General features: G+C 57.9%; 1 protein-coding gene. It reads right to left on the bottom strand.

Annotation, left to right across the window (positions count from 1 at the left end; genetic code table 11):
- Positions 1–125: 125 nt before the first annotated feature.
- Positions 126–833, bottom strand: a 708-nt coding sequence (locus tag AC1DWI_RS24950) for an RsmB/NOP family class I SAM-dependent RNA methyltransferase (RefSeq protein ID WP_477726155.1), incomplete at its 5' end; no start/stop codon positions are given.

The raw sequence follows: 833 nt of genomic DNA, 5'->3' as shown, positions 1-833 counted from the left end.
TTGTAAGGCGATCCCCCACAAATACCAAGTCACTTTCAGTACAGGATCCAAGGTCAAAACAGTGCGAAAAATCACGAATGAATATGTAACTTCGGCCTATCTGTCGTCTTTTGTCGCCAAAAATATCACGACTTTTGCCATACTGCTGCGAAAAACCCGTCCGTCTGATGCAGGTAAGGCCAGAGCCGAAGGTAGGGTCCGCGGCAGAGTTTTTCCGCGTGTTCCACCCCCAGATGAGTCAACAAGGGCCCTGTTTCAAGGACGTTGAACTCTTTATTCGCCTCACTAAAGGCTTCAGCGATGGCTTCGTTTTCTTCACGCAAAACGCTGCAAGTCGCGTAAACTAGGCGTCCGCCGGGCTTTAAAAGCCGCGCAGCGCTCTGCAAAATGGCAGTTTGCTTGGCCCTGAGCTCTTCAATCGCCTTGGGCGTCTGCCGCCATTTGAGGTCAGGATTGCGCCGCAAGGTGCCCAAGCCCGAGCACGGGGCGTCCACCAGGACCCGGTCTATCTTGCCGGCCAGGCGCTTGATCCGGTCGTCACGCTCATGGGCAATAGCCACCGGATGAACATTGGAAAGGCCGCTGCGCGCCAGCCGCGGCTTGAGCGCATCCAGCCGGTGTCCCGACGTATCAAACGCGTAAAGGCGCCCGGTATTGCGCATGGAAGCCCCGAGGGCCAGGGTCTTGCCGCCCGCCCCTGCACAAAAGTCGACCACCATCTCACCTCGCTTGGCATCGACCAGCAGGGCCAACAGCTGCGAGCCTTCGTCCTGCACTTCAATGGCGCCACGCGTGAAAGCATCCAGTTTGCCCAGCTGGGGCTTGCCGTCGGC

The organism is Polaromonas sp. P3_C2 (assembly GCF_056402675.1).
This window is presented reverse-complemented; position numbering and strand designations above follow the sequence as displayed.